This window comes from Methylibium sp. T29, assembly GCF_000576205.1.
GTDB classification, from domain to species: Bacteria; Pseudomonadota; Gammaproteobacteria; order Burkholderiales; family Burkholderiaceae_C; genus Methylibium; species Methylibium petroleiphilum.
The window spans coordinates 1-2,469 of record NZ_AZND01000383.1 but is presented as its reverse complement, the minus strand read 5'-3'; the positions used below and the strand labels follow the sequence as shown (position 1 = coordinate 2,469).

Annotated in this window: 3 protein-coding genes and 1 pseudogene; all 4 read right to left on the bottom strand. The window is 72.1% G+C overall.

The window, feature by feature from the left end:
* On the bottom strand, positions 1-240 hold a 240-nt coding region (locus tag x551_RS21170; RefSeq protein WP_036251044.1), incomplete at its 3' end, for a hypothetical protein.
* A gap of 13 nt (positions 241-253) precedes the next feature.
* Complete coding sequence (locus x551_RS21165) at positions 254-967, bottom strand: hypothetical protein (protein ID WP_011831214.1); 714 nt, start codon at positions 965-967, stop codon at positions 254-256.
* 88 nt (positions 968-1,055) lie between these two features.
* The gene (gene glcF / locus x551_RS21160) at positions 1,056-2,297 is read right to left on the bottom strand and encodes a glycolate oxidase subunit GlcF (RefSeq protein WP_011831213.1); all 1,242 of its coding nucleotides are present in this window, start codon (positions 2,295-2,297) and stop codon (positions 1,056-1,058) included.
* Between the two features lie 14 nt (positions 2,298-2,311).
* Positions 2,312-2,469 (bottom strand): annotated as a pseudogene (gene glcE, locus x551_RS25590) (glycolate oxidase subunit GlcE); the annotation flags it as partial.

Genomic DNA, 2,469 nt, shown 5'->3' with positions numbered 1-2,469 from the left:
GGTGGCGCTGGTGGCTCGCCCCGGCGCAGCCGCGCCGGCCCCGAGCGCCACGGCCTCGGCCCTGCCGAGGTCCCAGACCAGTTCCTGGTCGCACAGCGGCTCGACCGACAGGACGTCGGTGTTCGCGGTCAGCGTGAACGCGGTGTCGGTCGCGGTGCGCAGGCTGAGCGGCAGCGCGATGGCCGCCGCCAGCGCTGCGAGCAGCAGCATCACGGCCAGGTGGGAGAGCAGGTGTCGCACCGTGCGCGGGCCTTCACCAGCCGACGACGACCGGCTGCTCCAGCTCTTCGAAGCCGTCGCGGCGCACCAGCGTGAGCTTGCCCTTGCTGCCAACGACGCTGGCGAGCGGCAGTTCGCACAGCATGTCGAAGCGCACCGTCGACTTGTCCGGCGCACGCCGGCACATCTCGGGCGGACGGCCCTTCACCGCGACCAGCATCTCCGGGGCGCGCCGGCTGTTGACATACAGCCGCAACGTCGCGGCCGTCGTCGATGCGGACGGGACCTCCCAGGCCGCGACCATCGGATGCTCCACCGACGAGCCGTTCTCGACATAGCGCACCGACACCGCGACGCGCTCCGGCGCCAGCGGATTGGGGCGCAGGCGCTTGCCATCCCTCGGCTTGAGTTCGAGCTCGATCCATTCGCCCTCGCGGGCCTCGCCCTGGAAGACACCGTCGCCACGCAGCCGGCCATCGGCGGTGGTGAGGCTGACGCGCACCTGCCCGCTGAACGGCGCCTTGGCGCGGGCGTAGAGGAACTGCGCGCCGATCTGCGTCTGCACGCCGATCAGGGCCGCGCCCACCACCGCCTGGCCCTGCACCTGGGTCGGCGGGTCGGCCACTTCGCGGTATTCCTGGCCTGCCACGGGCGTGAAGGGCCCCGCCAGCACCTCGCAGCCCGCGATCAGCGCAAACAGCCCCGCCCCGCGTGCGCGCCAACGGCCGCGCCCGTCACGAACTCCCATGCTCCTCCCTTGCAGTCGCCGGTATCGTAGTCAGCAATCTGCAAGAGAACAAGCGCGGTGCGGAGCCCATCGACGGGCCCCGGGGCCGTCAGGCCAGCGCCTCGTCGAGCACCTCCACCCAGTGCTTCACCGGCGTCGGCGTGCCGCTCTGCAGGTGCTGAATGCAGCCGATGTTGGCCGACACGATGGCCTGTGCGCCCACCGGCGCGAGCGCGGCGAGCTTGCGGTCGCGCAGCTGGTAGGCCAGCGCCGGCTGCAGCACCGAGTAGGTGCCGGCGGAGCCGCAGCACAGGTGGCTGTCGGTCGGGGTCAGCGTGATGTCGAAGCCGAGCTCGCGCAGACCGCCCTCGATGCCGCCGCGCAGCTGCTGGCCGTGCTGCAGCGTGCAAGGCGGATGGAAGGCGAGCTTGGGCGCCTTGCCGCGCAGCCGCGGCTTGAGCTTGGGCACCAGGTCGGGCAGCAGTTCGCTCAGATCCCGGGTCAGCGCCGAGATCTTCGCGGCGCGCTCGGCATAGGCGGGGTCGTGCTTCAGGTGGCGGGCGTAGTCCTTGACGGTCACGCCGCAGCCCGAGGCGTTCATCACGATCGCCTCGACGGCGCCCTGCCCGGTCAGGCCCTCGACCAGCGGCCACCAGGCGTCGATGTTGCGGCGCATGTCGGCCAGGCCACCCTCGTGGTCGCCGAGGTGGTCGCGGATGGCACCGCAGCAGCCGGCGTCGTCGGCCACCAGGGTCTGGATGCCGGCGGCGTCGAGCACGCGCGCCGTGGCGCTGTTGATGTTCGGCGCCATCGCCGGCTGCACGCAGCCCAGCAGCATCAGCACCTTGCGCGGGTGGCTGCGCGTCGGCCAGCGGTGCGCGCTGGCCGGGGCCTTCGGCGGGACCTTGGCCTTCAGCGCCGTGGGGACCAGCGGACGGAACAGCTGGCCGAGCTTCATCGCCGGGGCGAACAGCGGCGAGGTCAGGCCTTCCTTCAGCGCCGTGCGAGCGGCACGTTCACCAGCCGGGCGCTCGACCTTGGCATCGACCACGCGGCGGCCGATGTCCACCAGCGCGCCGTACTGCACGCCCGACGGGCAGGTGGACTCGCAGTTGCGGCAGGTCAGGCAGCGATCCAGGTGGAGCTGGGTCTTGCGCGTCGGCTCGGCGCCCTCGAGCACCTGCTTGATCAGGTAGATGCGGCCGCGCGGGCCGTCGAGTTCGTCGCCCAGCAGCTGGTAGGTCGGGCAGGTGGCGGTGCAGAAGCCGCAGTGCACGCACTTGCGCAGGATCGCTTCGGCATCGGCGCCGTCGGCGCTGCCCTGGTATTCGGGGGCAAGGGTGGTTTGCATCGTGCGGGGTCAGCTCACAGATCGGGGTAGAGGCGGCCGCGGTTGAACACGCCGGCCGGGTCGAACTCGCGCTTGAGCTCGCGCTGGATGCGCTGCAGCGGCGCACTCAGCGGCGTGAACACGCCGGCCGCCTTGTCGCCGCCGCGGAACAGCGTGGCGTGGCCGCCGGCGC